Origin of the sequence: Pseudomonas sp. I3-I5, assembly GCF_022699445.1 — a bacterium.
In the GTDB taxonomy this organism is placed as follows: Bacteria; Pseudomonadota; Gammaproteobacteria; order Pseudomonadales; family Pseudomonadaceae; genus Aquipseudomonas; species Aquipseudomonas fulva.
In genome coordinates this window covers 1,581,410-1,607,819 of record NZ_CP093940.1, presented here as the reverse complement: position 1 = coordinate 1,607,819, position 26,410 = coordinate 1,581,410, and the positions used below count along the sequence as shown (strand labels likewise).

21 protein-coding genes are annotated in these 26,410 nt (G+C 60.6%); 6 read left to right on the top strand and 15 right to left on the bottom strand.

Going from position 1 to position 26,410, the window contains the following annotated elements; all coding sequences use genetic code 11:
• Positions 1-89: 89 nt before the first annotated feature.
• From MOP87_RS07220 to MOP87_RS07195, 6 genes are read left to right on the top strand one after another with little or no spacing between them, the layout of a single operon-like run.
• Positions 90-3,005 (top strand): monovalent cation/H+ antiporter subunit A, encoded by a 2,916-nt coding sequence (locus MOP87_RS07220; RefSeq protein ID WP_049696279.1) that lies wholly within the window; start codon positions 90-92, stop codon positions 3,003-3,005.
• Positions 3,005-3,349, top strand: a complete 345-nt coding sequence (locus tag MOP87_RS07215; RefSeq protein WP_023534014.1) for a Na+/H+ antiporter subunit C — start codon at positions 3,005-3,007, stop codon at positions 3,347-3,349. The genes MOP87_RS07220 and MOP87_RS07215 overlap by 1 nt, the downstream gene beginning before the upstream one ends.
• Positions 3,346-5,025, top strand: coding sequence for a monovalent cation/H+ antiporter subunit D (locus tag MOP87_RS07210; protein ID WP_028687294.1), 1,680 nt, complete (start codon positions 3,346-3,348; stop codon positions 5,023-5,025). Before MOP87_RS07215 ends, MOP87_RS07210 begins: the two co-directional genes overlap by 4 nt.
• Entirely contained in the window at positions 5,022-5,510 is a 489-nt protein-coding gene (locus tag MOP87_RS07205) for a Na+/H+ antiporter subunit E (RefSeq protein ID WP_028687295.1), read from the top strand. Before MOP87_RS07210 ends, MOP87_RS07205 begins: the two co-directional genes overlap by 4 nt.
• Positions 5,507-5,785, top strand: coding sequence for a K+/H+ antiporter subunit F (locus tag MOP87_RS07200; protein ID WP_027915743.1), 279 nt, complete (start codon positions 5,507-5,509; stop codon positions 5,783-5,785). The genes MOP87_RS07205 and MOP87_RS07200 overlap by 4 nt, the downstream gene beginning before the upstream one ends.
• Positions 5,782-6,147 (top strand): Na+/H+ antiporter subunit G, encoded by a 366-nt coding sequence (locus tag MOP87_RS07195; protein WP_027915744.1) that lies wholly within the window; start codon positions 5,782-5,784, stop codon positions 6,145-6,147. The genes MOP87_RS07200 and MOP87_RS07195 overlap by 4 nt, the downstream gene beginning before the upstream one ends.
• Positions 6,148-6,153: 6 nt before the next feature.
• On the opposite strand, the gene MOP87_RS07190 is transcribed toward MOP87_RS07195, so the two are convergent.
• The 15 genes from MOP87_RS07190 to MOP87_RS07125 form a co-directional block, all read right to left on the bottom strand.
• Positions 6,154-6,372: a hypothetical protein gene (locus tag MOP87_RS07190; protein WP_027915745.1), complete on the bottom strand. Its 219-nt coding sequence runs from the start codon at positions 6,370-6,372 to the stop codon at positions 6,154-6,156.
• Positions 6,369-6,839 (bottom strand): hypothetical protein, encoded by a 471-nt coding sequence (locus tag MOP87_RS07185; RefSeq protein ID WP_027915746.1) that lies wholly within the window; start codon positions 6,837-6,839, stop codon positions 6,369-6,371. The genes MOP87_RS07190 and MOP87_RS07185 overlap by 4 nt, the downstream gene beginning before the upstream one ends.
• A gap of 457 nt (positions 6,840-7,296) precedes the next feature.
• Positions 7,297-7,701 (bottom strand): TraR/DksA C4-type zinc finger protein, encoded by a 405-nt coding sequence (locus tag MOP87_RS07180; RefSeq protein WP_023534004.1) that lies wholly within the window; start codon positions 7,699-7,701, stop codon positions 7,297-7,299.
• A gap of 399 nt (positions 7,702-8,100) precedes the next feature.
• A complete protein-coding gene (locus MOP87_RS07175; protein WP_242810308.1) occupies positions 8,101-8,343 on the bottom strand; it encodes a hypothetical protein in 243 nt (80 codons plus the stop codon).
• A gap of 564 nt (positions 8,344-8,907) precedes the next feature.
• Entirely contained in the window at positions 8,908-9,039 is a 132-nt protein-coding gene (locus tag MOP87_RS21755) for a hypothetical protein (RefSeq protein ID WP_278187572.1), read from the bottom strand.
• 22 nt (positions 9,040-9,061) lie between these two features.
• On the bottom strand, positions 9,062-9,301 hold the full coding sequence (locus MOP87_RS07170; RefSeq protein ID WP_242810307.1) for a hypothetical protein: 240 nt from the start codon (positions 9,299-9,301) through the stop codon (positions 9,062-9,064).
• A gap of 39 nt (positions 9,302-9,340) precedes the next feature.
• Positions 9,341-10,114, bottom strand: coding sequence for an enoyl-CoA hydratase (locus tag MOP87_RS07165; protein ID WP_242810306.1), 774 nt, complete (start codon positions 10,112-10,114; stop codon positions 9,341-9,343).
• A gap of 13 nt (positions 10,115-10,127) precedes the next feature.
• Positions 10,128-11,255 carry an acyl-CoA dehydrogenase gene (locus tag MOP87_RS07160; RefSeq protein WP_027914981.1) on the bottom strand — a complete coding sequence of 376 codons (1,128 nt, stop codon included), beginning with the start codon at positions 11,253-11,255 and terminating at the stop codon, positions 10,128-10,130.
• Positions 11,256-11,263: 8 nt separating this feature from the next.
• Positions 11,264-12,457, bottom strand: coding sequence for an acetyl-CoA C-acyltransferase (locus MOP87_RS07155; protein WP_242810305.1), 1,194 nt, complete (start codon positions 12,455-12,457; stop codon positions 11,264-11,266).
• Between the two features lie 11 nt (positions 12,458-12,468).
• Positions 12,469-13,236: an SDR family NAD(P)-dependent oxidoreductase gene (locus MOP87_RS07150; RefSeq protein ID WP_104926045.1), complete on the bottom strand. Its 768-nt coding sequence runs from the start codon at positions 13,234-13,236 to the stop codon at positions 12,469-12,471.
• A 13-nt stretch (positions 13,237-13,249) separates the two neighbouring features.
• On the bottom strand, positions 13,250-14,896 hold the full coding sequence (locus tag MOP87_RS07145; protein ID WP_027914984.1) for an AMP-binding protein: 1,647 nt from the start codon (positions 14,894-14,896) through the stop codon (positions 13,250-13,252).
• 124 nt (positions 14,897-15,020) lie between these two features.
• The gene (locus MOP87_RS07140; protein WP_242810304.1) at positions 15,021-19,502 is read right to left on the bottom strand and encodes an NEL-type E3 ubiquitin ligase domain-containing protein; all 4,482 of its coding nucleotides are present in this window, start codon (positions 19,500-19,502) and stop codon (positions 15,021-15,023) included.
• 75 nt (positions 19,503-19,577) lie between these two features.
• Positions 19,578-20,600: an AraC family transcriptional regulator gene (locus tag MOP87_RS07135; protein ID WP_242810303.1), complete on the bottom strand. Its 1,023-nt coding sequence runs from the start codon at positions 20,598-20,600 to the stop codon at positions 19,578-19,580.
• 79 nt (positions 20,601-20,679) lie between these two features.
• Positions 20,680-25,149: an NEL-type E3 ubiquitin ligase domain-containing protein gene (locus MOP87_RS07130; protein ID WP_242810302.1), complete on the bottom strand. Its 4,470-nt coding sequence runs from the start codon at positions 25,147-25,149 to the stop codon at positions 20,680-20,682.
• A gap of 170 nt (positions 25,150-25,319) precedes the next feature.
• Positions 25,320-26,384 carry an AI-2E family transporter gene (locus MOP87_RS07125; protein WP_027914987.1) on the bottom strand — a complete coding sequence of 355 codons (1,065 nt, stop codon included), beginning with the start codon at positions 26,382-26,384 and terminating at the stop codon, positions 25,320-25,322.
• Between the last annotated feature and the right edge of the window lie 26 nt (positions 26,385-26,410).

The following is a 26,410-nucleotide window of genomic DNA, read 5'->3' as shown; positions in this document are numbered from 1 at the left end:
CTTTTGTATGATTCTGCGACAGGTTGTGTGTTGGTCGATGACCCGTCCGGCACGTATGATCCTTGGAAAACCTCTCAGAATAGAACTCTATGTCTTTGATAGTGCTATTGCTTCTGCCGTTCGTGGGCAGTTTGCTGGCAGCCGCGCTGCCGCACAACGCACGTAACGCCGAGTCCATACTCGCCGGGCTCGTGGCCTTGGTCGGCACCGTCCAGGTAGCACTTCTCTATCCACAGGTGGCCCATGGCGGTGTCATCCGTGAAGAATTCCTGTGGCTGCCCAGCCTCGGGCTCAACTTCGTTCTGCGCATGGACGGCTTTGCTTGGCTGTTCTCACTGCTGGTGCTGGGCATCGGTACGTTGGTGTCTCTGTACGCGCGCTACTACATGTCGCCACAGGACCCGGTGCCGCGATTTTTTGCCTTCTTCCTTGCATTCATGGGCGCAATGCTGGGGCTGGTGCTGTCGGGCAACCTTTTACAACTGGTGTTTTTCTGGGAGCTCACCAGCCTCTTCTCCTTCCTCTTGATCGGCTACTGGCATCATCGGGCCGACGCGCGCCGTGGCGCCTACATGGCGCTGATGGTTACCGGTGCCGGAGGCTTGTGCCTGCTGGTGGGGGCGCTGCTGCTCGGCCATGTGGTGGGCAGCTATGACCTGGACAAGGTCCTGGCTGCAGGTGACACCATACGCCAGCATGCGCTTTACCCAGTGCTGTTGCCCCTGATCCTGATCGGCGCCCTGAGCAAGAGCGCGCAATTTCCCTTCCATTTCTGGCTACCGCATGCCATGGCAGCACCCACGCCGGTGTCGGCGTATTTGCATTCGGCAACCATGGTCAAGGCCGGCGTATTTTTGCTGGCGCGCCTGTGGCCAGTGCTGTCGGGTACCGACGAATGGTTCTGGATCGTCGGGGGTGCTGGTGCGCTGACGCTGCTGCTCGGTGCTTTTGCAGCGATGTTCCAGAATGACCTCAAAGGCCTCCTGGCCTACTCGACCATCAGCCATCTGGGCCTCATCACGCTGTTGCTGGGCCTGAACAGCTCGCTGGCCGCCGTCGCGGCGGTCTTCCACATTCTCAACCATGCAACCTTCAAGGCGTCGTTGTTCATGGCCGCTGGCATCATCGACCACGAAAGTGGTACGCGTGACATCCGGCGCCTGAGCGGCCTGGTCCGGCTGGTTCCCTACACAGCCACTCTGGCCATGGTCGCCAGCGCCTCCATGGCGGGGGTGCCGCTGATGAACGGCTTCCTGTCCAAGGAAATGTTCTTCGCCGAAACCGTGTTCATCACTTCCAGCGCCTGGGTCGAAGCCATGCTTCCGGTGATCGCCACCCTGGCCGGCACTTTCAGCGTGGCCTACGCGCTGCGCTTCACGGTCGATGTGTTCTTCGGCCCCACCGCCCAAGACCTGCCGCATACGCCACACGAACCCCCGCGCTGGATGCGCGCGCCGGTCGAGCTGCTGGTGCTGACATGCCTGGTGGTCGGTATTTTCCCCGCCCAGTCCGTAGGCCCGTTGCTGGCCGCTGCGGCACTGCCGGTGGTAGGGGGTACGCTACCCGAGTACAGCCTGGCCATCTGGCACGGCTGGAATGCGCCTTTGATCATGAGCCTTGTGGCCATGAGTGGCGGCGTGGTTCTGTACCTGCTGTTGCGCAAGCAACTGCGACGGGGCCGCTTCCCCTGCCCTCCCGTGATGGGCCGATTCGACGGCAAACGCCTCTTTGAGTACGGCCAGGTGCAGCTGATGCTGATGGCGCGGCGCATCGAGCACCTGCTTACCAGCCGGCGCCTGCAGGCGCAGCTGTTCATGCTGGTGGTAGCCGCCTTCCTCGCCGGCCTGACACCCATGCTTTACAGTGGCCTGACCTGGGGCGAACGGCCCAAGATCCCGGGGTCAGGGGTATTCGTCGCACTCTGGGTGATCGCCATTGCCTGTGCGATCGGTGCGGCGTACCAAGCCAAGTACCACCGTCTGGCGGCCCTGACCATGGTCAGTGTGTGCGGCTTGATGACCTGTATCACCTTTGTGTGGTTCTCCGCGCCTGATCTGGCCCTGACCCAGTTGGTCGTCGAAGTGGTGACCACTGTCCTGATCCTTCTTGGTCTGCGTTGGCTTCCACGTCGTATCGAAGGTGTGTCGCCTCTGCCCGGCAAGTTCGACCGCGCCCGCGTGCGTCGCTTGCGCGATCTGCTACTGGCGGTGTTGGTTGGCGCAGGGATGGCCGTGCTGTCCTACGCCATGCTCACCCGCCCTACGCCCAATGACATCTCATCGTTCTACTTGAGCCGCGCGCTGCCACAAGGTGGTGGTACCAATGTGGTCAATGTGATGCTGGTGGATTTCCGCGGCTTCGATACCCTGGGCGAAATCACCGTGCTGGTCGCGGTGGGGTTGACGGTTTTCGCGCTTCTGCGTCGCTTCCGCCCACCCAAGGAAAGCATGCAATTGCCGACCCAGCAGCGCCAGTTGGCACCAGATGTCGTCACCGACCTGATCAACCCGCGCCACGCTGCCGATACCGCACTGGGCTTCATGATGGTGCCCGCTGTACTGGTGCGCCTGTTGCTGCCAATCGCGCTGCTGGTGTCGATGTACCTGTTCATGCGTGGTCACAATCAGCCAGGCGGCGGCTTCGTCGCAGGGTTGGTGACTTCGGTGGCGTTCATCCTGCAATACATGGTCGCAGGCACCCAGTGGGTAGAAGCGCAGATGCGCCTGCGGCCCTTGCGCTGGATGGGCACCGGCCTGCTCTGCGCAACCTTGACCGGTGGCGGCGCCATCGTGTTCGGCTACCCGTTCCTGACCACCCATACGGCGCACCTGCACCTTCCTCTGCTCGGAGACATCCATCTGGCAAGCGCATTGTTCTTCGACGTCGGTGTGTTCACCGTGGTCGTCGGCTCGACCCTCTTGATACTCACAGCCCTGGCCCACCAGTCGGTACGTGCCTATCGCCCGGCCAGTCCAGGCAAGACCCGTAAAGCAGGAGCCGCCTGATGGAAGAAGTGATCGCAGTGGCCATTGGCGTGCTTGCCGCCTCCGGGGTCTGGTTGGTGCTACGCCCGCGCACCTATCAGGTGATCATGGGCTTGTGCCTGCTTTCCTATGGGGTCAACCTTTTCATCTTCAGCATGGGCAGCCTGTTCATCGGCAAGGAGCCCATCATCAAGGAAGGCGTGACCCAGGACCTGTTGCACTACACCGATCCGCTGCCGCAGGCCCTGGTACTCACGGCAATCGTCATCAGCTTCGCCATGACCGCCCTGTTCCTCGTGGTGCTGCTGGCATCGCGCGGCCTGACCGGCACCGACCACGTAGATGGCCGGGAGCGTGAGGAATGAGCGGCATGAGCCAACTGATCGTTGCCCCTATCCTGCTGCCGTTGATTACCGCGGCAGTCATGTTGCTGCTGGGCGAAAAGCATCGATTGATCAAGGCACGGCTGAACTTGCTGTCGACCTTCGCCGGTCTTGGCATCGCCGTCAGCCTGCTGCTCTGGGTGCGTACCCAGGGCCAGGCAGAATCGATCGGCGTCTACCTGCCGGGCAACTGGCCAGCCCCGTTCGGCATCGTGCTGGTATTAGACCACCTGTCGGCGCTGATGCTAACCCTGACCGGCGTCATCGGGCTAAGCGCCCTGCTGTTCGCACGGGCACGCTGGGATGGCGCCGGTGCAAGTTTTCATGCGCTGTTCCAGATCCAGCTGATGGGGCTGTACGGCGCATTCCTGACGGCAGACCTGTTCAACCTGTTCGTGTTCTTCGAAGTGCTGCTGGCAGCTTCATACGGTCTTCTGCTGCACGGGTCCGGCCGCGCACGCGTGCGGGCCGGCTTGCATTACATCGCCGTCAACCTTTTCGCGTCGTCGTTGTTCCTGATTGGCGCGGCAATGCTGTATGGCGTGACGGGTACATTGAGCCTTGCGGACCTGGCCCTGAAGATTCCGCTCGTACCCGAGGCCGACCGCGGCTTGCTGCATGCAGGCGCAGCGATCCTCGCCATGGCGTTTCTGGTCAAAGCAGGCATCTGGCCCTTGAACTTCTGGCTCGTCCCAGCCTATGCGTCTGCCAGCGCGCCAGTGGCTGCACTCTTTGCGATCATGACCAAGGTAGGGCTGTATGCCGTGCTGCGGGTATGGACGTTGCTGTTCTCCGGGCAAGCGGGGGCATCGGCCCACTTCGGCGGGGATTGGCTGGTTTACGGAGGCCTGGCGACCCTGGCCATGGCGGCGGTGTCGATCCTGGCAGCGCAGCGCCTGGAACGCATGGCGGCGTTGAGTATTCTGGTATCGGCTGGGACCTTGTTGGGGGCGGTGGGCTTCTCACAATTGGCGTTGACCGGAGCAGCGCTGTTCTACTTGGTGAATTCTACCCTGGCCTTGTGCGCCTTGTTCCTTCTGGCCGAACTCATCGAGCGCTCGCGGTCTGCCAATGAGTTGCCATTGGACGAGGAAGAAGACGCCATGCCGGCCTTGCTGGAATCGCTTCACCCCCCAAAAGGCATCAACCTCGATGACAATCAGAAAGCCGTCATCGGGCAGGTCATTCCATGGACCATGGCATTTCTGGGCTTGAGCTTCATCGCTTGCGCGCTGCTGATCATCGGCATGCCACCGCTTTCAGGCTTCGTTGCCAAGCTCAACTTGATCAGTGCCCTGTTCAACCCCAACGGTCTGGGGGTTCCGAGCCCATACACACTGGGCGCCGCTGGCTGGGGCCTTGTGGCCTTGCTGGTCTTGTCGGGAATGGCATCGCTGATCGCTTTCGGACGCGTCGGCATTCAACGTTTCTGGAAACCCGAAGAGCGGCCCTCTCCGGTGCTCAGGCGTTTCGAATGCCTTCCGATCGTGATATTGCTGGGCCTGTGCATGCTGCTCAGCTTCAAGGCCGAGCCACTGCTGCGTTATAGCCTCGACACCGCCGCCAGCCTTCAGGCGCCTGATGCCTATATCGATGCAGTCATGGCGGCGCAGCCGAAACCTGGCCCCACCTCGCTCGACGTTCAGGTGCAGCCATGAGCCGACTCTTTCCTGCCCCCCTGCTATCGGCATGCCTGTTCGGCCTGTGGCTGTTGCTCAACCTTTCGCTGAGTCCGGGTAACCTCATCCTGGCCGCTGTGTTGGGGACACTGGCTCCGCTGCTGATGGCGCCATTACGGCCGCAGCATGCCCACGTCCGACGGCCCTGGGTCATCGTCAAGCTGATCGGCCGGGTTGGGGTGGACGTCATCCTGTCCAACCTGCAGGTCGCTCGCGGCGTTCTGGGTGCTGGAAGGCGACCGCCTCGCTCAGGTTTCGTCCACATTCCCCTGGATCTGCGCGAGCCCCATGGGCTTGCGGCGCTGTCCATGATCACGACGGTGATCCCTGGAACCATCTGGTCGGAACTGGCCCTGGACCGTAGCGTGCTACTGCTGCACGTATTCGATCTGGATGATGAAGCGGCATTCATCCAGCATTTCAAGGAAGTCTACGAACGTCCCTTGATGGAGATCTTTCAATGAGTGGACTGCTCGCCAACGCTGTTCTCGCCAGCTTGTTCATCTTTGCGCTGGCTATGTGCCTTACCCTGCTTCGGCTATTCCGAGGCCCTTCTGCGCAGGACAGGGTTCTGGCCCTGGATTACCTGTACATTCTGGCAATGCTGACCATGCTGGTACTGGGCATCAGGTATGCCAGTGACACCTATTTCGAAGGGGCCTTGCTCATTGCATTGTTCGGCTTCGTTGGCTCCTTCGCCTTGGCCAAGTTCCTGCTGCGTGGTGAGGTGATCGAATGACCGAGGCACTCAATCTGCCGTTCTGGCTTGAAATGATCACAGCCATACTGCTGGTAGCTGGCAGCCTTTTCGCACTGATCGGTGCAATTGGCCTGCTGCGCCTGAAAGACTATTTCCAACGCATGCACCCCCCAGCGCTGGCCTCGACCATCGGGGCCTGGTGCGTCGCGCTTGGCTCGATCATCTACTTTTCATGGCTGAAAGAGTCATTGGTGCTGCACGCATGGCTGATTCCCGTGCTGCTGTCGATCACGGTGCCCGTGACTACGTTGTTACTGGCGCGCGCCGGGCTGTTTCGCAAGCGTCAGGCCAAAGAGCCGGTACCCGAGGAGGTCAGCAGCGGTCTGGACCGTGGCAATTGACCGCAGTTAGCCTGGTTGCTCACTCAACTGCTGCAGTGCGCGTCTGACCATGGCGACGTAATGAGGCGGGCCTTGGGTATACAATTGGGCAGCTACCCAATCCAACCATCGCCCGCGCATCGCTTCACGGGCTGCGAGCAGCCGCTGCGCCTCGGCCATGGCGCGCGCCTGGTGCTCACGGTGATAGCGTTCCCGTGATCCAGGCGCTTGTTCTGGCAGCGTCACTCGCTTGCCTTGAACGTCGTCAGCTCACCCTTGCGCCATTTAGCAACCTTGCCGGTTACGGCTTTCAATAGCTTGCCGAGCCCTTCCTGAATTTGCTGCTCGGCGGCAAACACCAGCATCACGCCATGGCCTTCACGCAGTACGACCCCCTCGCCTTCCGGGACCGATACGAACGCGTAGTCGCCTATCCCATACACATTGAGCTTGATATCGCGAAAGCGCATTTCCAGCTTGCCGCCTTCGCGGCTGGGCAGCACGGCGGCACGAAAATGATCGCCGACTTTCAACTCAAGGCGCTGCTTGTCGTCGACCACCAGCGCACTTTCCGTGTCGATCTCGGCCATGTAGAGGCCTTCGGGGTTTTGCTCGGTGACATAGACGAATCGACCCTGGAACAACTGGGCCAGTTTCCCGCGCAAATCGCCAAGGACGAACAACGCGTGTGTATCAAGAGTGCTGACTGCCAATGAAGTAATCCTCAACCGTTTACAACCCGCCCTCGCAGGTGCTCGCGAAGCACGGCCATTTCAAATCGATAGGCAATGAGATTAATAAAACGCTGGGCGACATGTCTGTGCCCGCTGACGATGCAGCGTGCAGGATTTTTTACTCTAACGGCCGGCGTTGTTGTCGCTTACATACCCTTGGCCATGCCCAAGCGCTGCCGGCGTAACGTCTGACATTGCATGCCCATGAAAATGCGATTCCGGATGGGTGCATGACCTTGGAGCCTGATGGCGGCTCACACACTATCATCGGCGGGATATCCGAAAACAGTGAAATCCTAGAGAGACGCCATGTTTTAACAGGCTTGCCGGTTACTGCGCAACTGCTCCAGGCGAATTGCATGGGGCGTTGCGGTTTGATGCCTGAAATGCAAAAAGCCCCACGAATCGCTCCATGGGGCTTGGCAACCTGAGCGGCTCAGGCCTGACGCTGATGGCGATCAAGCTGCTCGTGGCGCTCTTGTGCTTCGATGCAGTATTTGGTGGTTGGGCTGATCAGCAAACGCTTGAGACCGATCGGTTCACCGCTGTCGTCGCACCAGCCGAAGCTCTCGTCGGCGATACGGTCCAGCGCCATCTCCAGTTGGGGAAGCAGGCGCTGATCGCGATCGATGGCATTCACCAGCCAGCTACGCTCTTCTTCGACCGATGCTACATCGGCAGGATCCGAGGGGGTATCCAGGCCTTCGATGGTGGCACGGCTCAGCTCGATGCGTTCATGGGTCTCGACTTTCATTGCTTGTAGCAGCTGAGTGAAGAAGCTCAGCTGTTCAGCATTCATGTAGTCATCGGCCGGCATGGCCAGCAACTGTTCCTTGGTCATCGATTTCTCTATGAAAATAGGTGCATTTAGGCGATTCGTTTGCCGCCGACGCCTAGGCATCGGCAGCGGAATTTTTTCAAGCGCCAGTCGGCACTCTTCAACAAGGGGCGGCAGTCTAAGGCGCAGCGTCGCCTTGAGCAACAGCAAAATGGGGTGGCGTTGGCATTCGCTGCTTACAATCCGCCGGCCGGTGCTTGCGTCTGAAGGCCTAGGCGCGAGTTTGAGCAGCGCGGGTAGATTCGGGAACATGTTTACTGCAAGGCAACGGTAACCTTAGAAACTATAATGCCGTGCTACCTAGATGGCGATGAGGGAGCGCTTCGCACTCCATCGCGGGACAAGCCCGCTCCTACAAAGGGCGCTTCATATACATGCCATTTATAAGCCTCACTGTAATAATCAATTACGAGGCAGCAACCACTGAGCGCAACGAAACTTCAAATTCAAGATCAACACGCCCATCCCGATCTTGATCTTGATCTTGATCTTGATCTTGATCTTGCTCTTGCTCTTGCTCTTGCTCTTGCTCTTGCTCTTGCTCTTGCTCTTGCTCTTGCTCTTGCTCTTGCTTTTGCTTTTGCTTTTGATCTTCGCGACTTCAGAAGGCCGAACGCAGGTCTTGCGGAGGGAGGTGACAGGCATGGATGCCTGTCAAGCGCTGGGCCCCAGGATGGGGCCTGCAGCGCGGTCCTCCCGGGAGCAAGACCGGAGTGAGGGGACCCCGAAGCGCAGCGTAGGGGCCGTATGAATGGAGCGCAGCCTTTTTTGGTTACTTTTTGTGGCGTTTGACAAAAAGTAACTCGCCGTAAGGGCGAAAAGGTGATTAAGCGTCGCCATCGCAAATGGACTATGCTCTCTTTCAATACCCACACCAACCCAATCAAACTTCAAACTTCAAACTTCAAACTTCAAAGCGTTGGCGCCTATATTGAGTTGGTATTCATTGGCGCGGGTGGCGCACAGTCACCCTTCCGCCCTTACGGCGGCTCACTTTTTGTCTTGTCAAAAAGTAAGCAAAAACCGCCTGCTCCTATCATCCGGCTCCTACGCTACGCTCCGGGGTTCCCTCGCTCCGGGCTTGCTCCCGGGAGGACCGCGCTGCAGGCCCCATCCTGGGGCCCAGCGCTTGACAGGCATCCATGCCTGTCACCTCCCTCCGCAAGCCCTGCGCTCGGCCTCCTGAAGTCGCGATCTGTGGCGCCTGGACTATCGCGCGCTTAGAAGCAAGAGCAACGGCAATGGCAATGGCAATGGCAATGGCAGCATCAGCATCAGCATCAGCATCAGCATCAGCATCAGCATCAGCATCAGCATCAGCATCAGCATCAGCATCAGCATCAAGGATTGCAAACCACTTAGGCTATTTGGTCAATGCCTCCGATTCCAGCTGCCGCAGACGCCGCCCGTCCGGCAACATGATCTCAACGGTCGTCTCGGAGACCCGCCGCTCAGGCTGGACCGCCTGTTGCTGCGCCTTGCGCGCTTCAACCCTGCGCTCGATCACGCTGGGGTAGCGAGACGCCAACAGGCCAAGCGCAGCAACAAACAGGACCACCCACACTATCGCACCGGCATCACCCTGAGCGCGACGCCTCTTCATCCTTGAACCACCGTGCAAATCACTGCAAAACGCCCCCTGTCAACGATCCTTGAACTGCGCTTCACGCTTGGCAATGAACGCGGCCATGCCCTCTTTCTGATCTTCGGTCGAGAACGCCGCATGAAACACTCGCCGCTCGAACCGCACACCTTCGCTGAGCGTGACCTCGAACGCGCGGTTGACGCTCTCCTTGACCATCATGCTCACCGGAATGGACTTGGCAGCGATGGTGGCGGCCACTTTCAGCGCCTCCTGCAACAGCTCGTCCTGCGGCACGACACGCGCCACCAGCCCTGAGCGCTCCGCTTCCTCAGCACCCATCAGGCGACCGGTCAGGCACAACTCCATGGCTTTGGCCTTACCCACCGCACGGGTCAAGCGCTGCGTTCCACCCATGCCCGGCAACACCCCCAGGTTGATTTCCGGCTGACCGAACTTGGCATTGTCACCCGCCAGAATGAAGTCGCACATCATCGCCAGTTCACAACCACCGCCCAGCGCAAACCCCGACACTGCGGCGATGATCGGCTTGCGCCGATTGGCAATGCGGTCGGCATCGCTGAACAGGTCGTCCACGTAGATTTGCGGGTATTTGAGCTCAGCCATTTCCTTGATGTCTGCGCCAGCTGCAAACGCCTTCGCCGAACCTGTGAGCACCACGCAGCCAATGCCAGGGTCGCGCTCAAGCTGATCCAAGGCCTGGTTCAGTTCGTTGACGATCTGCGCGTTCAAGGCGTTGAGCGCCTGCGGGCGATTGAGCGTGATCAGGCCAACCTTGCCATGAATGTCCAACAGGATGGTTTCGAATGCCATGTGGTCTGCTCCTTCAAAGATTGCGCGCAATGACCATGCGCTGAATATCGCTGGTGCCTTCGTAAATCTGGCAAACCCGCACGTCACGATAGATGCGCTCCAGCGGGAAGTCGCTCAGATAGCCATAACCGCCCAGGGTCTGCAAGGCATGTGAGCAAACCTTCTCGGCCATTTCCGAGGCAAAGAGCTTGGCCATGGACGCTTCCATCAGCGCAGGCTGCCCCGCATCGCGCAAGGCGGCAGCGTGCAACACCATCTGCCGGGCGACGGCGACCTGGGTTGCCATGTCCGCCAACCGGAAAGCCACGGCCTGATGCTCGATCAGCGGTTTGCCGAAACTCTGCCGCTCCTTGGCATAGTCACGGGCCACTTCGAACGCGGCGCGCGCCATGCCTACGGACTGCGCCGCGATGCCGATGCGTCCGCCCTCGAGATTGGCCAAGGCAATCTTGTAGCCTTCACCCTCCTCACCCAGTCGGTTGGCCACAGGCACGCGCACGTTCTCGAACACGATCTGACAGGTGTCGGACGCATGCTGGCCGAGCTTGTCCTCGACGCGGGCCACCTGATACCCCGGTGCGTCGGTCGGCACGATGAACGCGCTGATGCCGCGCTTGCCTGCCTGCGGATCCGTCACGGCGAACACGATCACCACCCCGGCATTCTGGCCGGAGGTGATGAACTGTTTGCTGCCACTGAGCACGTAGTCGTCGCCCTCGCGGCGCGCACGGGTTTTCAGGCTGCTGGCATCGGAACCTGCCTGAGGCTCTGTCAGGGCGAACGCCCCAAGCATGGCGCCGGTTGCCAGCGGCGTCAGGTACTCGCGCTTTTGCTGCTCCGAGCCAAAACGCAGAATAGGCACACACCCTACCGAGTTGTGCACGCTCATGATGGTCGAGCACGCACCATCGCCGGCAGCGATCTCCTCCAAGGCCATGGCATAGGCCACATAACCGGTGTCGCTGCCGCCCCACTGCTCAGGCACCAGCATGCCGAACAAGCCGAGCGCTGCCATTTCCTCGATGGCTTCGCGCGGAAACCGATGGTCCTTGTCCCATTGTTCGGCAAACGGTCTCAACCGTTCCTGTGCAAAGCTGCGCACAGCATCGGCGATTTGTTGTTGTTCCTCGTTGACCAGCATGGTTCACCTCACTCCAGGCATTCGACAGCCATGGCCGTGGCTTCACCACCGCCAATGCAGATGGCCGCCACCCCGCGACGCAGGTTGTTCTGGCGCAGGGCATGCAACAGGGTGACCAGAATGCGCGCCCCTGAGGCGCCGATCGGGTGGCCCAAGGCGCAAGCGCCGCCATGAATGTTGACCTTATCGTAGGGCAGGTCCAGATGCTTCATGGCTGCCAGGGTCACAACCGCGAACGCTTCGTTGATTTCGAACAGGTCGACATCGCTCAGCGCCCATCCCGTACTCTTGATCAGCTTGTCGATGGCCCCAATAGGCGCGGTCGGAAACAGGGCCGGGGCATCGGCGAAGGCCGCATGGCCGTGGATGATCGCCATCGGCTTCAGGCCTCGCTTGTGCGCCTCGGAGCGACGCATCAGCACCAGCGCTGCCGCACCATCGGAAATGGAGCTGGCGTTGGCAGCCGTCACCGTACCGCCGTCTCGAAACGCCGGGCGCAATTGGGCGATCTTGTCCAGGCGTGCCTTGGGCGGCTGCTCATCGTCTTTGACCAGACGGCATTGCTTGCCTTGCGTCACCTCTACCGGCACGATTTCATCCGCAAAGCGGCCACTGAGGATGGCCTGTTGGGCACGGGTAAGCGATGCGATGGCGAAATCGTCTTGGTCTTTACGGCTGAAACCATTGGCCTGGGCACAGTCCTCGGCAAACGTGCCCATCAAGCGACCCTTGTCATAGGCGTCCTCAAGACCATCCATGAACATGTGATCGATCACCTTGCCATGGCCCATGCGGTAACCGCCGCGGGCCTTGTCCAGTAGATAGGGGGCGTTGCTCATGCTCTCCATGCCGCCGGCGACCACCATGTCGGCGGTGCCTGCCGCCAGCAGGTCATGGGCGAGCATGGCGGCCTGCATGCCGGACCCACACATCTTGTTGAGCGTGGTACAGGTGGTGTGCTTGCCCAGGCCAGCACCCAGTGCAGCCTGACGCGCCGGCGCCTGGCCAAGGCCAGCCGGCAACACGCAGCCGAACAGCACCTGATCGACGCTGTGCGCCTCCACGCCCGCGCGCTCAATCGCGGCGCCAATGGCCGCGCTGCCCAACTGCACGGCAGAGAGACTGCTAAGCTCGCCTTGTAATCCACCCATCGGGGTTCGGACTGCGCTGACGATGACGATGGGATCTTCGCGGGTGTTCATGGGTGTAATCCTCACTTGGCTGCCATGCGCAAGGCACCGTCCAGACGGATGACCTCACCATTGAGCATGCTGTTCTCGATGATGTGGCGCGCCAGCGCCGCGTATTCCTCTGGACGCCCAAGCCGCGGAGGAAAAGGCACACCCGCTGCGAGCGAGTCACGAACCTCGGGCGTCATCCCGGCCATCATCGGCGTTTCGAAAATGCCTGGCGCGATTGTCATTACACGAATACCGTAACGCGCCAGCTCGCGCGCGGCGGGCAACGTCATGCTGGCAATGGCCCCTTTGGACGCTGCATAGGCACATTGCCCGATCTGGCCGTCGTAGGCCGCGACGGAGGCCGTGTTGATGATCACGCCCCGCTCGCCTGCGTCGTCCGCCCCTCCCTCGGCCATGGCCTGGGCACATAACCTCAGCAGGTTGAAGCTGCCCACCAGGTTGACATTGATGACGTGGGCAAAACTGCTCAGACGGTGCGGGCCTTGCTTCCCCACTACCTTTTCAGCGCCCACGATGCCTGCGCAGTTCACCAGACCGTGCAGGCTACCGAACGCTGCCAGTGCCGCCGATACGGCCGACTGCGCAGCGGCTTCGTCACTGATGTCGGCCACGCTGAAGCGCGCGCGCTCGCCCAGCTCGTGGGCTTTGGCTTGCACGGCGTCGCCGTTGAGGTCCACGAGCATGACCGAAGCGCCTGCCTCGATCAGCATGTGCGCGGTAGCGGCGCCCAGACCGGAGGCTGCGCCGCTGACGATGAAGTGTTTGTTGGCTATTTGCATGATCGGTTTCCTCTCAAACGCCGGCCGTGGTGGCGAGCTGCGCGTGTTGTCGAGCTACTTCCTGATTGCGCAGGATGAAGCGTTGCAGCTTGCCGCTGGGTGTCTTCGGCAACTCGCTGACGAACTCGACTTCTCTGGGGTAGGCATGGGCGTAGAGGCGCTGGCGGACATGCTGGCGCAATTGCTCTTCAAGTTCGGCGCTAGGGCCGTAACCCGTGGCCAGCACCACGAATGCCTTGATCACCTCGGTGCGTTCAGGATCAGGCTTGCCGACCACTGCCGCTTCGATGACGGCCGGGTGCTCAATCAGTGCGCTCTCCACATCGAAGGGCCCAACCCGATACCCGGACGTGGTGATTACATCATCGCTGCGCCCGACGAAGCTGATGCTGCCATCGGGGTTCAGTTCGACGGTGTCGCCGCTCAGGTAGTACTTGCCAACGAAGGCCTTGGTTGGCAACCCGTGGTAACCGGCGAACCAGCACAGGGGCGATCGTTCGCGATCCACCGCCAGGATACCCGGCTGACCGGCGGGCAGTTCGCGTCCCTGCTCATCGAGTACGACAATGCGATGCCCCGGTATGGCAAAACCTGCAGATCCCACGTGCACCGGGTGGGCCAGGCCGTGATGGTTACACAGCACCATGCCCAGCTCCGTCTGCCCATAGTGGTCATGAATGGTTACCCCGGCATGCTCGGCGAACCAGCGGATCACTTCAGGGTTCAACGGCTCTCCTGCACTGCTCACCACGCGCAGGCGTCCTTTGACTGGGGTGCTGAACTGATCACCGGCTGCAATGAGCAGGCGAAAGGCCGTTGGCGAGCCGGCCAGGTTGTTGATGCCCAGCTGGGTAATGACCTTCGTACAGCTGTCGACACTAAAGGGGCCGTTGTAGAAGGTGGTCGCCTGCCCGAGTGAAAGCGGCCCGGTCACTGCGTAATAAAGTCCGTAGGCCCAGCCTGGGTCCGCCAGGTTCCAAAACCTATCCTCTGGGCGCAGATCGATGGCATCACGCATGTAGCCTTGGAACGCTACGATGGCCCGTAGCGGGACCTCAAGGGGTTTGGCAGGGCCGGTGGTTCCGGATGTGAACATCAGGAGGAAGGGATCGTCACCTGTGAGCATGACCGGTTCACATTCAGGCGAGGCGTTTTCAAGGCACTCCTGGAAGTCCAGCTCGCCGTCACGGGCATCGACCGTTATCGTGAGCGGGCAGCCGTGTACGTCATCGAGCTTTATCCGGTTGCTGCGGTCAGTCACCACGACACGGGCATGCGACTGGTGCAGTCGATGTTCGATGGCAGCAGGCCCGAAGGCGGTGAACAACGGCTGATAAACGGCACCCAGACGCCAAGTGGCTAGAATGGTGATCAACAGTTGCGGGGTGCGCGGCAACAGCCCCGCTACACGGTCGCCCGCACTCACCCCGTGGGCGCGCAAGACACTGGCAAAGCGGGTGGCCAGTGCCTGCAGGTTGTCGAAACTCATCTGTTCGCAGTTGCCTTCGCTGTCCAGCCAGTTCAGGGCCAGCTTGTCGAAGCCAGTGTGGCGATCACAACATTCGACACAGGCGTTGAGGGCCTGCAGTTCGCCCTGCAGGGCAGCCTGCGCGGCCCCAAGGTAATGGAACGAGCGAACGGCCTCGGCGTAATCACGCATCGTCAGACTCCTGCTTTTTATTGTTGGAGTGCACTGTCAAGTCAGGACGATGTTCGCGCCGCTCAGGGGTAACCACAATGGCCAAACCATTCATTGTGAATGATCGGTTTGGCCACAACGGCGGTTAAGACAATCCGCGTTCGCGACCTATAAGAAACTGCCGAGTCAGTTCGAACACCAGCGACTGGTCCTGAGTGGCTTGTTCGGTGTCCAGGCTGTCTAGCAGAAGCTGATAATCGATGGCATCCAACGTTGATTGTCGCAAGGCCAATGCCGATCGACGTGCGGCGAACTGAGCGTGCAGCGCCTCGAACACCTCGGTATGCCGCTCATGGATATAATTCGCCCAGAACACACGTTGGGACAGGCTCATCGACAGCGCATCAGGGGTCATCGCTGCGATCACCTCACGGTAGGCGTTCTCAAGCTGAGTGCTGGTCAGCTCGGCAGCATCGGCGTAGAGCATGCTATGGGGCTGACACGGCAGGTTCAGGCGAGCCCGCAACCTCACACGGTAAGCCAGGCTGACGGCAGCCTGATCCACCCTCTCCAGCGCTGCGAGGCGCTGCAACACATCTCGCCTGGCGACCTGCTCAAGCCGGTCCAGACGAAACAGTTGCTGCCCGATACCCAATAGCTCATTACCGCGCTCCGGCGCGACGTTGTGCTCAGACCTATCGATAAGTGCTCTGACTTGAAGCTCACTGAACCGATCAGCAACGGTGTTCATGCAGGTTAACGGCAGGCGAGCCAGACTATGGATTCTCTGGCGCAGCTGCTCGTTTGCGTCAACTGCTTCGAGTAATGCCCACACTCGCTCCGCCAGCTGGAACGGTGCAGTGTCGTAGTCGCCGGTATCCCCGAGAAGCCCCAGCAACCGTACCAGACCATCGCTGCCCGGATCAGCCACCAAGCGTGACCAAAGCGCCTGACGGCTGACGCGCAAATGCGGATCGCCTGCATCGAGCCATAGATCACGGGTCACCTGCCGGTCGATTACGCGTCGTGGCTCGGGAAGATGGAAATGCTCGGCGATCGAATCAAGGGCAAACAGCCGCTGCATCTCGACGCTGCTCAACCGGTTTCGCTCCACCATGAAACCCATTCGGCGGGCATGTGGCAGCTGTACAATTTCCGCTGGCACAACGTGCAAGAGGTTGTCACGCAGGTCGGCGCGTTCCAAGGTGCTGCACAACTCCAACCCCGAGGGCCACGCACCCAACCTGCAGCGACGCAAGTTCAATTCGACAAGGCGCGTCAACTGGTTATAGCGCATCTCGAATGCCCCCAGCGGGTTGTAGCTCAGATCCAGGTGAGTCAACTGCGGCAGGCGGGTCAATGCGTTCAAGGCCTGATCGTTCAGCCGAATGTTGTTGCGTGCCAGGCGCAGGGTGCGCAAATCGACCAGGTAGGCGACTTCTGTAGGCACGCCGAGCAGGCCGGTGCTGCTCAGGTTCAGCTCTCTTAAGCGGGTGAAGCTTGAAAGGAACCCAGTAGGCATATGCGTGATCGGCACATCACGGATGACCAATGAGCGTGTCAGCTCGAACTCGATATGGGCAGGCAGTTCGGGGAGACTGCCGACATTCAGGTTGATAATGCTCAGCCGTTGACCAGCCGTCTCATCGCCCAGAGGTTCGCCCATCTGTCGCCAGGCGCGGCGGATCTGATCGGCGACCTGTCGACGAGCCCGCTGACGGGCCGGATTGGACTCAAAGCCTGTCCAGCGGCTCAGGTGTCTTTCAAGGTCAGCATGGTCCTCTTCCAGTTCCAGCAAGGCGTCATAGGCAGTATGTGGGCCTGTAAGCAAACGCGCCAAACGGTTGTCGATCGCACTGTCGTCCAGGCCAGGGTACAGGTTGCGCAAACGGCTTCGCAGTAGGCTGTCGGGGTTACGTCGTCGAGCCGGGCTACCACTGAGTGGGTAGCCTATGCGACCGTCGGGCATACGACGGCCTGGATTGAACCAACGATCCTGTCGAGGCCAGCCCAGCAGTTGCTCGACTTCGGCGTGCGTTTCAGGCAACTGCTCAATCAGGCGATCACGCAAGGTCGAGGCAGCGTGATCGCCATCCAGATCAAGCGCAGTACGCTGGGAAGGCTCCAGCAATGCGAGCAGCGTCTGGTAGAAGTCGTTCGACTCATCGACCACTGCTCCATAGCCTGCTTCTGGCTCTTCGATCGCCCGGAAACGCCCCTCCTTGTGAACGATCTTGACCAGATTGGCGCCCGGCAGCTGATTACCTACCGCCGCAATCCGGCGCGCACCCGGGCCGTCTGTCCAGAGCTCGATGTGACGGGCCGGCCATGCATCCAATCGCTGCAGCAGGGCCAACGCGAGTTCGCCCGCTTCATCGCAGTAAGCGTTAGGGAGGTACACACCGCACATGGCCCGGGTCAACCTGGCAACACGCAGCAACGAAGCACCCTGGCGTAGGCAACGCAACGGCAGTTTTCCCATGCTCAGAGCAAGATCGCGCTCGGTTCGCCCTACGTCCGCGGCCAACGCTTGAACGTAACGCTCGGGCAAACCCGGCATGCCTGTTCTGATGACGGCCGACAACGGGTCATCGACCGCTGGCACCTGGCACAGGTGCTGGAACATTAGCCCACGTAAGCGATCTGCATGCTCAAGTAGGTTTTCCTGCAGCTGCACAAGGCTACCGCTACCGGTTTGTTCCAGGCACCACTGCACCAGCGCGCTTTCATCTCGCGGGCTCGCACTGTGTTGAAGGGCGGTAAAAAACCTGCTGACACGCGCATTGGCTTCGAAACGCTCCAGGCTGTCACACAAACTGGCTGGAATGTCCCGCGCCTCCACCAGTAACCCGCGAAGTGCCGCGACATCCATTCCGGCGGCCTGCATCACCCTGCTGGCCTGCTGATGAGTGAGCGATCTAGGCTGAGGCCAAAGCTGTTCAAGCATGAGATCAGGCTGATCCATTTCCACTGCTCGACCAGCGTTCAACTGCCAGCTTCGCTCGCCGAAGTGCTCCAGAACTGGCCCAAAGCCTGCCGGACGCCGAGCATGACGCAAGCGCCATGGCTCATTTGGATCAGGGCGATGCGCCTGGAAATAACGTTTGCCACTACGGAAAAAGGCTCGCCCCCAGTCTCTGTACAGACCGTCGCTGTGCAATTGCGGGTCCTCCGGCAAGCTGGCATAGACCTTGAGGTCGTTGGCCCATAGCCGCGATTTCCCATCGACCCCGCGCACGGGTTCCAGCCCTTCTACGAAATCAGTGGCCGCATAGCCTCTGGCCAGAACATTGGCTCCGGCGCCGACAACCGCAGTCACCGCCAGCGTCTCGGCCACGCCAAGCATCTGCTCCAGAGCCTCGTGCTGATGACCGTGATACCAATCAGTTGCACCCTCGAAGACTTCCGAAAGCGTTTGCACCACCAACTGCCCAAGCAGCATCGCGCCCACCACAGGTATGAAAAGCCCGGCCAGGTTGACCAGATTCCAGCCCAACGAGCGCCACTGCTTGCGTCGCGCTTCAGAGGCGTCTCGGTCCACCTGTGCGGTGGGTACCAACAGCAGACGGGCGTCGTCTTTGATTCGCTGAACCTGTTGGTCGACCAGCCTGGAGAAGATATCCTCAGGTCCCGTGACGCCTTCAAGGGAAAGGTCAGACACGGCGTCGCTCAAGCGCTTGCTCAATGTATCGAGGAAGCGTGCGCGCTCTTCCACAGACACCAACTGACTGAAGTAAGCCCGGTAATCCTCCTTCTGCAGAGCGGCCGCGAGCACGGTGTTCATTTCCTGAATGGACGTGAAATGGCGCAATGCCTGGCCAGGATCGCTGGGTCTGTAGAGTACGATCCCTCGATCCACACCTTGCCGATCGCGCAACTGGACGACTACGACATCGCTCAGGGTATGCCCCAGCATGCTCAGCATACCCGGATAGGCACCCAGCTCAGCGTGAGAGGCCTCATCGTTTGCCAAGCCCGCCAACGCAATCTGCTGTCTTGCCGTTAAATCACCGCGCAGCGCCGCCACTTCGGTGGCCAACGCAAACGCCGCTCGCTTGTCTGCAATCAGCGCTTGGCAGGTGTCATCGGTGAATACCTGCGACAAGAGCTTCTGGTAACGCCCGCCCGCATCCAGGTCCCGGCACGCTTGCACCAGTGCATCCGTGCCCGCAGTGAGCAGGGCGTCTTCACCTGTACTCACCAAACCGGTGCCCAGATAGAAGCTGGCCTGCTCGTTAAAATTCTGCATCAGGCGCAAGACGGCAGGCTCTCTCACCTCGATGACCTCATCGACAGGCAGGACCATGCCATGCGGGACCTTGAAATTGCGCCGTATCTCCCGCCACTGCAGCGCATCCAGGGCCGGACTGCCCGGCAGGTGTGCAACCAGCCTCTGCATATGCAGCTCAGCGAAGCTTTGCAGTGGAATCAACCGCCGAGTAAAGGCGCGCACACGCTCCTGGCTGCCCTGGTGGGCCTTGAAGCGATCACGCAGGCGGTTGAGTTGAGCGGGAGAACCCCGCTTGAGCCACTCAGGTAGGCGCGCGGCTATGAAGTCATGGGTAGCGCTGGCGACCTTTGCAGAGGAGGGATTCGGGCCGGGAGCGGTCGTGGGAGAAGCTGTCATCGTGTAGTCCTGTCGATGCTGATTCAACCTCGACTGTGTGATGGGCGCTCAGCGACTGGCACACGGAAACCTCACCTAACCGACCTTCCCTGCACCCAGGGCCAACGTTCGATAGTGACCCGGATTGCAACCAAACCACTTGCGGAAGGCCTTGTAGAACGAACTGCTGTCGGCAAAGCCCAGACGCGCTGCAATTTCCAGCATCCCCACCTGCTCTTGAGCCAGCCAGCTGATAGCCAATTGACGCCGCACGCTGTCCTTGAGGGCCTGATAGCTATGCCCCTCCTCTGCCAACCTGCGCCGTAGCGTGGAGGCCGACAGGCATAACTGGCGGGCAAGTTCATTCGCATCGGGCCACGACGCTGGGTCGCGCTCGCTCAGATCGCGTCGAATGCGTCGAGCGAGGCTGTCAGGGTCCCGATACTTGACCAGGATATTGGCCGGCGCCTGGGCCAGAAAACGCTGCAGCTCATCGTCGCTGCGCCGGATGGGCTGATCGAAGCAGTCGGCTGCCAGGATCATGCGGGTGCGCGGGCGCGAGAACTGCAGGTTTTCCGAGAACATGACACGGTAGTCATCGCAGAACGCAGGTTCGGTGCAGCGCAACTCGATGGCCAGGATCGGGATGCGACGCCCTGCCAGCCAGCACGCTACACCATGGACGATCATCCAGAATGTGAAGTAAGTGAATGCTCGTCGAGGCTCATCACAGGGCTCGAAGATGACGATCTCGGCCAGGCTTTGCTGCCGAATCAAGTGGGGCTGTAGATGATCCAGGGTCAACGACAGGAAAGCCAGTGCGGTTTCGATACCTGCTCCGATCGTCGGTTGTCCCCTGCTGGCACGGCAGAGAAATGCCAAGCTGCCGCTGCGTAGCCCGCGCGGGTCCATGGCAAAGAACTCATCGTTGCAGCGCCGCGCCAGCAGGCGCCAGAGGCGTGCGTAAGCAGTTGCCGGCACGCGCGCACCTGGCATCGTGAGCAGATGCGGCTCGATGCCTGCCTTGCGCAGCACCAGAGGCGCGTCGCCTGCTTGATGACAAGCCTGCAACAACGCCTCGCGTACCAGTTCGATGGAGATAGTGTCCTTGTCGCTCATTGACGGCCCAGTTTGCTCGAATGCAGCCATCTTAGGACCACAGCGCCAAAAGGCTAGCATTTGATCACCACAGGCCCAATCACCCTGGTAAGGCTTCACCCTCCCGGGCCAGTGCTTGGCGTGTGAGTTCGAGCGCCTTGGCCTTTACCGCCTCATCACACGCCTTGGCGATTGCCCTGGCCTGGGTATCGTACTGGGCATCTGTCAGACTCTCACGCCCTGCATAGAGCGCCTCCATCTGCTGCACGAACGGCTCGCATAGAACGTCAAAGGCTGTGCGGTACTGGCGTTGCAGGTGATCGAACCAAAAGCCACGCTCACTGATGTCCATGGCCAGATCATCGCTGGCCTCGGCTGCGCGAACCGCTGCTTCGGCTGCGTTCAGGTGCTCTTCCGTGACCCCTGCAATCGTCCTGAACTGCATGGTGGTTGCCTGACCTGGCAACTCCAGCGTGCGCGCCAGCCCCACCCTGTAGGCAAGGCTGACTTCGATCTGATCCACCTCCTCGCCACGGGTTTCGCGACTACTCATGTCTTGGCGGGCGTAGGCCTCCACTTGGTCCAGGCGGAAGAAACGTCGCGCCAGACTTAACAGTTCGCCTTCTGCGTGTTCTCCAGCGGCCGCCTCGACCGACGCACTCAGTAACCTGATCTCAAGCAAGCCGAAACTGGATATGACACTGTCCACGCACGTACGAGGTTCACTGGCCAAGGCAAAAGTTTGTTCGCGCAGTGCGGTGTTACTCTCGATTCTGTCTAGCATTGCCCAGACCCTGGCCTCCAGATCGTCCCTGGCCAGACGAAAATCACTGGTGTCAGTGAGTTCACCTATGAGCGTGAAGAAATCGCCACTGCCAGACTCATCCACCAAACGGTTCCACTGGGCGGTACGAGCGTCCTGTTGTGCTGGGCTCAAGCGCTCGACCCAACGGCTGAGATGAAACGCGTCACCGTCGGCACTGACCTCGCTTTCGGAGGTGCGACTGGCATCGATCCACAAGTCGCGGTAAAGGGCAGGCAGAGGGTTGCCCGTCAATGCCAATCTGCTTCGCCAATGGTTTCGCTGAGCCCGCAAGGGCAAGGGCAGCTCGCCGATATGGTTGTCACGCAGGTCTACATACTCCAGCGAAACCGCTCGCTCCAGATGGACCGGGACTTGCGTCAACCCCACTCTACGAAGCCCCAGCTGACGCAGGCGAGGTAATCGGTCCATGGCAATCGTGAAATGGCCGATACTGTTGTCGCTCAGGTCAAGCACACTCAGCCTCGGCATGCCCGCAAGCACTTCTAAACCAGCATCGTCCAGATGCAGGCTATTGCGCGAAATCGTCAGCTCCTGTAGTTCACGCAACTGCGAAAGCCCAGAGGGGAGCCGGGTCAGGGCGTTGTTGTCCAGGTTCAGCGTCGTAATGCCATGAAAGGGCCTGAGAAAGCGTTCGGGCACTTCACCCAGCCGCATGTTGGCCAACACGACCTCGCTGACATGGCCGAAACCCTCCACCGCGCTCAAGTCGGGCAGCTCGCCAGCACCAATATCCGATAGCGATAGCAGCATACCTGGGTCCCCATTGGTCTGCCGCCTACCTGCGTGCCCCTGAAAGCGCCAGCAGCGCCTTAGCTGGTCGCTGACTCTACGTCGCAGCGCTACATTGGCCGCATCGGCAGGCAGTGCAGTCCATTGCTCAAGGGTCAGGTCCAGGCGCGAGTATTGGCCCTCGAGCTCCAGCAAATGGGTGAAAGGCGAACCGGGCTGCTCCTCAAGCACTTGAAGATAGAGTTCGAGTTGTTGTGCGCTGAAACCTGGATACAGGCTGCGCACGCGATCCTGAAGCGTCCGCTCGGCCAGGTGGTTGACGCTGCCGCGACCACTTAGCAAGTAGCCATAGCGATGATCAGGCAGGCGGGCGGGTGGGCGAAAGGTCGGCTGGCTCACCTGCATGCCCATCAGTTCCTGCACAGCCCTTCTTTGTGCCGGAATGCGCGCTTGCAAGCCTTCCCGCAGCGCTTTCACACCATCGGTTGTTGACCACCCCAAGCGACTACGCTGGTCTTCAGGCAGAAGCTGCCAAAGCCTCTCAAGCAAACCGCAGGCGCCAGGCACGTCTTGTGGAACGGGTTTGCCCCCCTCATAGACCGACATCTGCCCATGCTCCCACACCAGTACCTTCACACTGGCGGGATCCGTCACCGGGTACAGCTGTGCCAATACGCGCCCTGTGGGTGACGCTTCGCGAACCTGGACATTGTGGGCCATGGGCCATGCAGGTTCTTTTCGCAAGAGCCCGAAGACCAGCGACGCCAGGTCAGGGTGATAGGCATTTTCAAGGTACAGGCCTTGTAATGCGCGACAGGCGCGGGCCTCCTGTAATGCCAGGCGCGCCTTCTCGGCAAGCCCCAGATCAAGACGGCCCTGCGCGAGCAATCGCTCACACTGCTCGGCAGTGCCATTGGCTATTACCCCTTCAGCGTAAGCATCGGGTAACCCTGGAAAATCACGTTGGATTGCCGCCGCTTCGGGACTCATGGCAAGCCTGTGCGTCAAGTGGCTCATCAGGCCCTCACGCAAGCGAGGCGCCTGCGCGAGGATCGACGCAGATACGGAGGCAGGTGCGCGCTGTTGCTCGGTCAGCTGATCGAGGCACCATTGCAACAGAGGGGGATCGTTCTTGCCCTGGTGGCTCGCGAATGTGGCGAAGAAGTCTTCGATGCGCTTATCGGCTTCAAACCGTTCCAATGTGTCGCGCAGACGTACCGGCAACGCCCTCTGCTCAGCGACCGCCCGGCGCAACTGAGCCTGGTCCACGTCGGCGACCTTGAGTATCTGAGTCACACGTCCCGAATCCAGGTCGCCAGTCACGGGCCAGAGATGACTCAACAAGGCTCGCTCGCCACTCCACAATTGCGGTCGCTGCCAGTTCAGCCGCCAGCCATGCTCACCGTTCCAGTCCAACGCCGGCCCGAAGCCCGTCTTGCCATCGTTGCGCACTAGGCGCCAGGGGGATGACGCAGTCTTTCTGCTGACGGCGTAATAAGCGCCTTCATGAACCCACCAGTGCCTGTCGCCGTGCTGGAACAGACCATTCTGGCCTCGTACGGCATTGTGAGGCACGTCAACTGCTCGATAGCGCCTCAAGTCTTCAGCCCACAGCCGAGGCGATGCATTATCCAGTTCGACTGGCACCATCTCGTCAACGAAGGCGCTGCGCATGAAGCCGCGTGCAACCGCCGCGCCACCTGCCGCCGTCAGTGCGGTAACTGCAACCGTTTCGGCCACACCCAGTACATGCTCCAACGCTTCGTGCTGATGGCCCCGCGACCAGTCATACACCGCTACGCCAATTTCACCCAGCACGTCGACTACGGTCGCGGCCAACATCATCACGCCCAGCTCCGGGACGAACAACGCTGCCATCTGTGCCAGGTTCATTCCCACCTGTTCAAGCGTCTGCAGCCGTTGAAGCCTTTGCAGCCTATCTACCTCTTCGACAGGCACCAGAAGAAACAGGGCGTCCGCTTTGATGCGGGCCACTTGCAGCCCAGCCAGCTCGGCAAACAGCGATGCGCCGGCGGTTTTGCCGGTCACTTCAAGATCAGGGGCTGCATCACTCAGACGCTTTTTCAGCACTGTCTGAAACGCTGCCCGGGCATCGGCCGCCACTAGCCTCAATAGATCGAAGGCATGCGCTGGCGTTTTGAACAGGTTCACCATGTGGGCCTTCAAACTGTCCAGATCGTCAAACTTCTTCAAAGGCCCATGGGGCAGGTAGAGCACCACCCCTGCACCCGGGCTGGCCTGGCCGCTGGCCCCGCCGTCGGACAGTTCGATCACCAGCGCCCCGATCAGTGCATGTCCGAGCACATGAAGGTGCTTGACCACGACTGCCAGTTGCTTCGGATCAGGCGCCACCACCTTGTCAAAGGTTTGCCCCAGGGCAGCGGCATCCACTTCGCTGATGTCGCCTCGCAGCCCGGCAACGTCAACGGCCAACGCAAGGCGCGCGCGCTGGCCCTGGGCGAGCAGCGTGCAGGCGGCGTCGTCAAAGAAGCTTTTGAGGTAGTCCTGATAGCGCTTGCCCGTGTCCACCAAGCGGCAGGCAGTGGCCAGGCTCGCACTGTTCACCAGCAGTGGCGCGGTCAAAGACATGCCATGAGCCCCGGAGATGATGCCGCTGCGGGCGTCGAAGCTCGATCCGGAGGGAAAATTCTGCATCAGGTGAGCCATGACAGGGTGAAACGTGTAGTGATGACGTAGCGTCTCGCCCCCAAGCACGCTATAGCTGTCCCAGCGCTCTCGCCAGAGCGCATGCGTCAGATCCACCTGCACGCCCAGCTTCTGCTCTATCGTGGCAGTCAGCATCTGCTCTGCGTACCACTTCGGCGAGACCATGCCTTTGAACAGTGACGCCAGGCGCTGCTCGATACGGCGGTTTTCTTCAGCGTGCATGCGCAGGGCTTGTATCTGCCCTAAAGAAGCGGCACGCAGCCATTCAGGCATGTGCTGTGCGATGAATCTGTCGGTATGGTTCGAAGGCGTAGTGAGGACGGCCATGCTAGGCTCCAGGTTAAGGGTTGCCGCGCACCTTTACCGAACCTTGCGAATCAATACAGAGGGAACTCGATCACCTCACACAGCCGCATTGCCCTTCTGCGAGGCAGGATGCCAAGGGGCAGACCTGGCAGCCAACCCCTTTACCTCCAAAGCCAGTACCTGGTTGGCGGTTATCGCGGTAGCTGCACCTGAGGCTTGCTCGAAGCAAAGATCGCCCAACTGGAGATGAACAGCGCGGCGATCAGCGGGCCGATGACGAAACCGTTGAGGCCGAACACCGACAGGCCGCCCAGAGTCGATACCAGGATCAAATAGTCGGGCATGCGGGTGTCCTTGCCGACCAGGATAGGCCTAAGCACGTTGTCTACGAGGCCGATCACCAGCACGCCGAATGCGGTCAGGATCACGCCTTGCAGGATTGCGCCGGTCATCAGGAAGTAGATCGCCACCGGCCCCCAGACGATGCCTGCGCCAACGGCAGGCAGCAGCGAAAGGAAAGCCATCATCACCGCCCAGACCAGCGCGCTGGGGATCCCCAGGATCCAGAAAATCAAGCCGCCCAGCGCCCCTTGGGTGATGGCCACCAGCACGTTGCCCTTGACCGTGGCGCGCACCACACGTTTGAACTTCAACTGCAGGCGACGCTTCTGGTGTTCAGGCAGCGGCACGGCCATGCGCACCTTGCGCACGACCTCGGCGCCCTCGCGCAGAAAGAAGAACAGCAGGTACATCATGATGCCGAAGCCAACCACGAAGTCGAATGTGCCCTGGCCAAAGCTGAAAGCCTGGGTAGCCAGAACCTGGCTGCCTTGGGAGGCCCAGGTGGTGATCTTGTCACGCAAGGCTTCCAGGTTGCCCATGCCCAGGTTATCCAGCGCGTTCTGGGCGAACGTTGGCAGCATGTCCTTGCCCCGCTCGACATAACCTGCGATGTCCAGCTGGCCGCTCTGGATGCGTTGATACAGCGTTGCCCCCTCCTGCACCAGCAGACCGCTGATGATGATCACCGGCAGTACCGCCACCAGTAAGCAGATGAGCGTGGTCACGGCAGCGGCCACATTGCGTCGGCGCCCGAAGCGCATGAGCAGGTTGCGTTGCAACGGCGCGAACAGGATGCCAAGGATTACCGCCCAGAAGATGGCGCCGTAGTAAGGCAGCAAGATCCAGACGAAGGCAATGGTGACCAGTGCCAGGAGCACCGCCAGCGCCTTGTTCTGCAAAGCAGTTTCGTTCATTTCCGGTCCTCGGATGGGTTCTGGGG

Bases quoted from the DNA above. Each gene is read 5' to 3' on its own strand.
- MOP87_RS07155 (WP_242810305.1), bottom strand. From the start codon at position 12,457: ATGAACACCCGCGAAGATCCCATCGTCATCGTCAGCGCAGTCCGAACC.
- MOP87_RS07135 (WP_242810303.1), bottom strand. From the start codon at position 20,600: ATGAGCGACAAGGACACTATCTCCATCGAACTGGTACGCGAGGCGTTG.
- MOP87_RS21755 (WP_278187572.1), bottom strand. From the start codon at position 9,039: ATGCTGATGCTGATGCTGATGCTGATGCTGATGCTGATGCTGATGCTG.
- MOP87_RS07220 (WP_049696279.1), top strand. From the start codon at position 90: ATGTCTTTGATAGTGCTATTGCTTCTGCCGTTCGTGGGCAGTTTGCTG.
- MOP87_RS07180 (WP_023534004.1), bottom strand. From the start codon at position 7,701: ATGACCAAGGAACAGTTGCTGGCCATGCCGGCCGATGACTACATGAAT.
- MOP87_RS07215 (WP_023534014.1), top strand. From the start codon at position 3,005: ATGGAAGAAGTGATCGCAGTGGCCATTGGCGTGCTTGCCGCCTCCGGG.
- MOP87_RS07125 (WP_027914987.1), bottom strand. From the start codon at position 26,384: ATGAACGAAACTGCTTTGCAGAACAAGGCGCTGGCGGTGCTCCTGGCA.
- MOP87_RS07140 (WP_242810304.1), bottom strand. From the start codon at position 19,502: ATGACAGCTTCTCCCACGACCGCTCCCGGCCCGAATCCCTCCTCTGCA.
- MOP87_RS07205 (WP_028687295.1), top strand. From the start codon at position 5,022: ATGAGCCGACTCTTTCCTGCCCCCCTGCTATCGGCATGCCTGTTCGGC.
- MOP87_RS07170 (WP_242810307.1), bottom strand. From the start codon at position 9,301: ATGAAGAGGCGTCGCGCTCAGGGTGATGCCGGTGCGATAGTGTGGGTG.
- MOP87_RS07145 (WP_027914984.1), bottom strand. From the start codon at position 14,896: ATGCGTGATTACGCCGAGGCCGTTCGCTCGTTCCATTACCTTGGGGCC.
- MOP87_RS07150 (WP_104926045.1), bottom strand. From the start codon at position 13,236: ATGCAAATAGCCAACAAACACTTCATCGTCAGCGGCGCAGCCTCCGGT.
- MOP87_RS07165 (WP_242810306.1), bottom strand. From the start codon at position 10,114: ATGGCATTCGAAACCATCCTGTTGGACATTCATGGCAAGGTTGGCCTG.
- MOP87_RS07130 (WP_242810302.1), bottom strand. From the start codon at position 25,149: ATGGCCGTCCTCACTACGCCTTCGAACCATACCGACAGATTCATCGCA.
- MOP87_RS07210 (WP_028687294.1), top strand. From the start codon at position 3,346: ATGAGCGGCATGAGCCAACTGATCGTTGCCCCTATCCTGCTGCCGTTG.
- MOP87_RS07195 (WP_027915744.1), top strand. From the start codon at position 5,782: ATGACCGAGGCACTCAATCTGCCGTTCTGGCTTGAAATGATCACAGCC.
- MOP87_RS07200 (WP_027915743.1), top strand. From the start codon at position 5,507: ATGAGTGGACTGCTCGCCAACGCTGTTCTCGCCAGCTTGTTCATCTTT.
- MOP87_RS07160 (WP_027914981.1), bottom strand. From the start codon at position 11,255: ATGCTGGTCAACGAGGAACAACAACAAATCGCCGATGCTGTGCGCAGC.
- MOP87_RS07175 (WP_242810308.1), bottom strand. From the start codon at position 8,343: ATGCCTGTCACCTCCCTCCGCAAGACCTGCGTTCGGCCTTCTGAAGTC.